The 5,744-nt window shown below is 48.2% G+C and carries 7 protein-coding genes; all 7 read left to right on the top strand.

Annotated elements, in window-relative coordinates; all coding sequences use genetic code 11:
* Window positions 1-1,021: xylulokinase (locus B3N33_RS04780; RefSeq protein ID WP_292592335.1), on the top strand; the 1,021-nt coding region annotated here is incomplete at its 5' end.
* Window positions 1,022-1,065: 44 nt separating this feature from the next.
* Complete coding sequence (locus B3N33_RS04775) at window positions 1,066-1,815, top strand: GntR family transcriptional regulator (protein WP_292592334.1); 750 nt, start codon at window positions 1,066-1,068, stop codon at window positions 1,813-1,815.
* A gap of 14 nt (window positions 1,816-1,829) precedes the next feature.
* Window positions 1,830-2,231: a D-ribose pyranase gene (gene rbsD / locus B3N33_RS04770; protein WP_102818711.1), complete on the top strand. Its 402-nt coding sequence runs from the start codon at window positions 1,830-1,832 to the stop codon at window positions 2,229-2,231.
* On the top strand, window positions 2,231-2,884 hold the full coding sequence (locus tag B3N33_RS04765; RefSeq protein WP_292592336.1) for an orotidine 5'-phosphate decarboxylase / HUMPS family protein: 654 nt from the start codon (window positions 2,231-2,233) through the stop codon (window positions 2,882-2,884). The genes rbsD and B3N33_RS04765 overlap by 1 nt, the downstream gene beginning before the upstream one ends.
* A complete protein-coding gene (hxlB, locus tag B3N33_RS04760) occupies window positions 2,881-3,441 on the top strand; it encodes a 6-phospho-3-hexuloisomerase (protein WP_292592333.1) in 561 nt (186 codons plus the stop codon). Before B3N33_RS04765 ends, hxlB begins: the two co-directional genes overlap by 4 nt.
* 14 nt (window positions 3,442-3,455) lie before the next feature.
* Window positions 3,456-4,442 carry an aldo/keto reductase gene (locus tag B3N33_RS04755; RefSeq protein ID WP_292592332.1) on the top strand — a complete coding sequence of 329 codons (987 nt, stop codon included), beginning with the start codon at window positions 3,456-3,458 and terminating at the stop codon, window positions 4,440-4,442.
* Between the two features lie 11 nt (window positions 4,443-4,453).
* On the top strand, window positions 4,454-5,482 hold the full coding sequence (locus tag B3N33_RS04750; RefSeq protein ID WP_214078873.1) for a zinc-dependent alcohol dehydrogenase: 1,029 nt from the start codon (window positions 4,454-4,456) through the stop codon (window positions 5,480-5,482).
* Window positions 5,483-5,744 lie beyond the last annotated feature (262 nt).

Here is a 5,744-nt window from a genome sequence, read left to right as displayed (position 1 = left end):
GACTGACCATTCAGATGCGTCAATGACGCTTCTATTCGATATCGAGAACCTGAAGTGGTCGGAAAAACTCGTTGAGGTTCTCGGACTTGATATGGAGAAACTTCCTGCCGTGACCTCCTCAACGAATGTCGTCTCAAAGATTCTTCCGAAAGTGGCTGAGGAACTTGGACTGTCGAAGAAGACTCTAATAGTCCGCGGCGGCGGAGACGGCGCCTGCGCCTGCCTGGGAGCAGGGGTTGTCAGTCCAGACGAGGCTTATCTCTATCTCGGTTCGTCGAGCTGGGTCAGCACATGCTCCACGGAACCTCTCTTCGACGAGAAGTCGAGGACATTTAACTTCGCATATCCCATTGAGGGTTTCTATTGCCCGACTGGAACAATGCAGGCCGGGGGAGCTTCGTATCACTGGGCTAAGGACGCTCTCTGTCAGCACGAAGAAGAGAAGGCAAAGGCACTTGGGCTGAGCGCCTTCACTATTATGGACGATCTTGTTGACCAGACCAGACCCGGAGCGGGAAACCTAGTCTTCCTGCCTTATTTGCTTGGGGAGAGAAGCCCGAGGTGGAACATAAATGCTAGAGGCGCCTTTATAGGACTGTCCTCGACACATAGAAAGGCCGACATGTTGAGAGCGGTACTTGAAGGAGTTGCCTTCAACCTGAAAATAGTCCTCGATATTCTCGAGACTAAGGGGAAATTCGACAAGATTCGTCTTATCGGCGGAGGAGCAAAAGGAAGGAACTGGAAACAGATTGTGGCCGATATCTTCGGTAAGACGGTTACGGTACCTGAGTATCTTGAAGAGGCAACGTCAATGGGAGCGGCCATTATTGGGGCTGTTGGAGCCGGAGAGATGACGTTCAAGGAAGCGTCTACTTTTGTGAGGGATGTTCAGTTCATCGAGTACAACCCGGAGAATCACAGGTACTACGAAAGGCTTTTCGAAGTTTTTGATAAGGCCTACGGTTCTCTCATAGAGACCTATGAAGACCTTGCCAAACTGAGACAGTATTCGAATTAGCCTATTAGTTTCTCGAGTACCGTAAAGAAGGATGTGATTTCATCATGCTTTTCAATGCAGATAGAAGAATAGCCCTTGATAGAGCAAGTCCGGTTCCACTATACTACCAGATTTATAGAATAATTTCGGATTATATGAAGGAACCAGGCGCCGTTGGAAGGAAACTTCCAACGGAAGAAGCCATGATGAAAGTCTTTGATGTCAGCAGGGCGACCGTGAGGAGAGCCTTGCAAGCCCTGGAAAGCAGCGGGCAGATCTCCAGGTCACGTGGAAGAGGGACTATCGTAACGAACAACGCTTCTCAGGAGCAGCTTACGACCATCAGGAGTTTTACCGAACAGATGAGGCTCGAGAACCATGTGCCGATAACGAAGGTTGTTGAGGTAAAAAAAGTCAAGGCCGGTCCGGAAATGGCAAAAATCCTCCATGTCTTGGAAGACGAAGAGTTGCTTCAGGTTACAAGACTGAGGGGAAATGAAGCTTACTTTCCTCTAGCTCTTTTCATATCCTTTCTCACTTCTCGCTCGAACCTCACTGGAGAAGAGAACTTCGAGGGTTCTCTTTATGAACTTATGAGAGAAAGGGGAACGGCCGTTGTTGAAGGAGACGCGATAATCGAGGGGAGGCTCGCAGAAGGAAGAATTGCGAAACTCCTGAAGATCGAAGAAGGGGCACCGATACTATACTACGAAAGAGTCGGTTGTGCAGCCAATGGCGAACACATGGAACTGGTGCAATGCTGGTATGAGGCTACACACTACAAGTTTCGAATACATTTGACTACTAAGATTTGAAGGGAGAGATGATCATGAAGAAAAGTGGAATTCTGAATAAGGAGATATGCAATCTAATTGGTTCGATGGGCCACACAGACCTTCTGGTAATATCTGACTCCGGATTGCCTATTGCTTCAAACAGATACAGGATAGATGTAAGTATTGTAGGCGGAAAGCCAGGGGTATTCGATGTGCTGGATCCCATTCTTGAAGAGCTGGAGATCGAGAAGGTCATCTTTTCGGAAGAGATGAAAACCGTGAGTCCCAAGTGTCTCGAAGAGACTATGAAGCATCTACCCGAAGGTATAGAAGTGGAATTCGTTCCTCATGTTGAATTCAAGGAACTGACAAATACAAAATCAAAGGGAGTAATCAGAACCGGGGAGCAGATACCTTATTCCAGCATCATTCTCGTCGGCGGGGTAACCTATTGATGATACTTCTACAGCTCGCAAACGATACCCATGTCAAGTCCGATTTCATTCGCACTGCCGAAGAAGTTGCAGATTACATAGATATCATAGAAGTCGGGACCCCTGCTATTCTTGCCCACGGCACGGCGCTGGTTCGAGAGATTAGCGATAGACTTCCCGATCATACTATTCTTGCAGATATGAAGATCGTTGACGGAGGATATGTCGAGGCGGTCATGGCTTTTGAGAATGGGGCCGATATAGTAACGGTTTTGGGATTTGCCTCTTTCAAGACGATTTCAGAGGTGAGAAGAGCGGCAGACGAATTTGGCGGAGAAATGATGCTCGATACGATCGAGATCTCCGATCTCGAATCATTTGCGGAGAAGGTATCTCCACTGTCGCCTGAGTATGTCTGCGTTCACACTTCTGCCGATCTGAGCGGTGTGGGGGAGAGCATGCATCTGCTCGAATATGCGAAAAAGATAGAAATTATAAGGAGAGTCCTTCCGGAGACAAAGATCGCCGTTGCGGGCGGAATATCTTCCGACAATCTCTCCCATGTCTTCCCGTTGAAGCCCGATGTAGTGATCGCGGGACGATCGATCTGGGAAGCTGAGGACCCTGCAAGAGCGGCTTCGGAGATAAAGAAGAGACTGGAGAAGGGCTCATGAAATTCGAAAGCACGCTTGACATTGTTATTGACGAGATAAGATCCGTCCTTTCGGGAGTTAAGGATTCATCGATCGAAGAGCTCTCCGAAAGTATTCTAAGGGCAAGAAGAGTCTTTCTCTTTGCAATGGGCAGGTCTGGTCTGGTAATCAAGGCCTTCGCGATGAGACTAATGCATTTGGGATTGAAGGTCCATGTTGTGGGGGAAGTAACTACTCCTTCTTTGGGAGAGGGAGACCTCTTAATCATCGGATCCGCTTCGGGGGAGACTCCTTCAGTGGTTCTAAACTGCAAAAAGGCTCGAAAATTAGGAGCCGCAATAGCTTCTATAACTGCCAGCAAGGAATCTACAGTGGCGGGACATAGCGACATAGTCATTACAATCCCCACGAAGACACCCAAAGTGCCCGACAGGGCTGGTGTCTCTTCGGTTCAACCGATGGGGAATCTATTCGAACAATCGCTGTTGATATTGACGGATTTCATCGTAATGAACTTAATGGAGAGATCGAGCATAGATTCTGGAATGATGTTCAAGAACCACGCAAATCTCGAATAAGGGAGGTCAAGGAATTGAAGTATAAAAAAGTGGAAAAGATAGAAGAGAAACTGTCGGCACTCGGTTACGGCTGTTGGGGAATTTCCGGTCCTTCTTTCTGGGATGGAACGACCGATGAAGACTCGATCAAGACGATCCAGAGGGCGATAAGCGGAGGAATAAACTTCTTTGATGTAGCGCCAGTATACGGTCTCGGACATGCAGAGGAGGTCCTCGGAAAGGCAATGAAAGGCTCTAGGGATAAGATCTTTATTGCAACCAAGTGCGGTCTTCTCTGGGACGATCAGGGAAGAACGAGAAACTGTCTCAAACCGGAGAGCATAAGAAGAGAGATCGAAGATAGTCTCCGAAGACTCGGAACGGATCATGTAGATCTCTATCAGCTACACTGGCCCGATCCAGAGGTCGAAATCGAAGAGACAATGGAGACTATGGTCGAGCTGAAGAAAGAGGGGAAGATCAGATACATAGGGCTGTCAAACTTTTCAATTCCCGAGGCAAAAAGGGCGATGAAGGTTGGAGAGGTATGCAGCATGCAGGGTCTCTACAACATGCTCGAAAGGAATCCAAAGAGCTACCACAATATTCCGCTCGATTACAGAGTCGAAAAGGAAGTACTTCCCTTTGTTCTGGAGAATGGAATGGCCTTTCTGCCATACAGTCCGCTCTTCCAGGGCCTCTTGGCTGGAGCAATAAGCGACAAGAAGAAGTTCAGCGAACACGATGTACGGGCAGCAAATCCGAAGCTGAATACACCGGAGTTCAACAAGTACTACGAAGTCGTCGTAGAACTGAACAGGCTGGCGAATGAGATAGGGAAGCCTCTGAGTCACATAGCCATCAATTGGCTTATCCGAAATGAAGCGGTGACATCGGTTATAGCCGGTGCCCAGAAAGTCGAGCAGCTCGAAGAAAACCTCGGCGCCGTTGAATGGGATATGGATGACGGATTATACGAAAGGATAGAAGAGATAATCTCTAATTTCAATTTGGAGCTCTAGGGGGTGTCTATGTGAAAGCAGCGTTTGTAAAATCACCATTCAAATTCGAGATCCGTGACGTAGATCTTCCCTCTCTGAAACCGAATGACGTGTTGCTTAAGATAAAGGCCTCAGGAATCTGCGGGACAGATCTTCACACAGCTAGAACGGAAGCCAAAGACTGGCAGACTTTCGGCCACGAGATAGTCGGCATTGTGGAACAGATCGGTTCAAATGTCGAAAATGTGGAAGTCGGCCAGAGCGTACTGGTAGAGAGCGGCTCCTTTTGCGGGACATGCGAGGACTGTAGAAACGGGCGAGTCGATCTCTGCCATGACAGAGCACCTAACGTCTTTATAAGAGCTGAGAGAGAAAATCTGACCATGGGCTTTGCCGAGCAGGTAATAATCGATAAACAGAATGCGGTGCCATTCGAAGGAGTTCCGTTCGAAGAAGCTTCTCTCGTCGAGCCAATGGGAGTAGCGCTCGATCTGACATACACTGTCGATCCAAAGTTCAACGACGATGTGCTGGTCGTTGGTCTAGGCCCCATAGGTCTCATGGCAGTTCAGATAGTCAAGGCAATGGGAGCAAGAAAGGTCTTCGTTGCCAATCATTCCAGATCTAAGATAAGGATAGATGTTGCAAAGAGCTTCGGAGTGGAGGATGTCATACTCGTCGACAAAACCCCGATTGGCTCCTACAAATTTCCCAAGGGCGGCGTTGATAGAGCTCTTGTCACCGCACCTCCTTACGTAATCCCCGAAGTGCTCGATGTCATGAATTTTGGAGGAGTCGTCGGCTTCATAGGAATCGATTACGGCGAAGGCCGCTTCATAAAGTTCGATGCAAACAAGTTCCATTTCAACAAACTTCAGTTGAGAGCCTCCCACGCAGTTCCAGCTTTGTACTTCCCCAGATGCATCGATATGATAAAGAGCGGAGCTGTAAATGTGAAGCCTTTGATAACCGACACCTTCAAGCTGGAAGAAATCGGTGAGATGATGGTCAAGGCGGAAAATGAAAGAGACAAAGTAATAAAGGCAGTCATGATTGATTGAGTATAGTCTGAACGGCCCGCCAAGACGGCGGGTCTTTTTCTTTGAGATCAAAAAACCTTAGATGTCAGAGGTATGAGGAAAGAGGTCAGAAAACCAATATCCTTCTGAGAACTCCCACATTTTTTCATGCTAAAGTAGGAGACGTCTTTCGATAAGAGCGAGACGCAAGGCGGTGAAGAACATCTGCGGACGCAATGCACTGAGGAGCATCAGTGGACGCAAGGCTGCCCTCGGCAGGAGGCGAGGCCGACTTCGTCGGGAA

The organism is Mesotoga sp. UBA5825 (genome assembly GCF_002432955.1).
GTDB lineage: Bacteria > Thermotogota > Thermotogae > Petrotogales > Kosmotogaceae > Mesotoga.
Note: the sequence above shows the minus strand (reverse complement) of the source record. Positions and strands in the feature narration are given on the sequence as shown.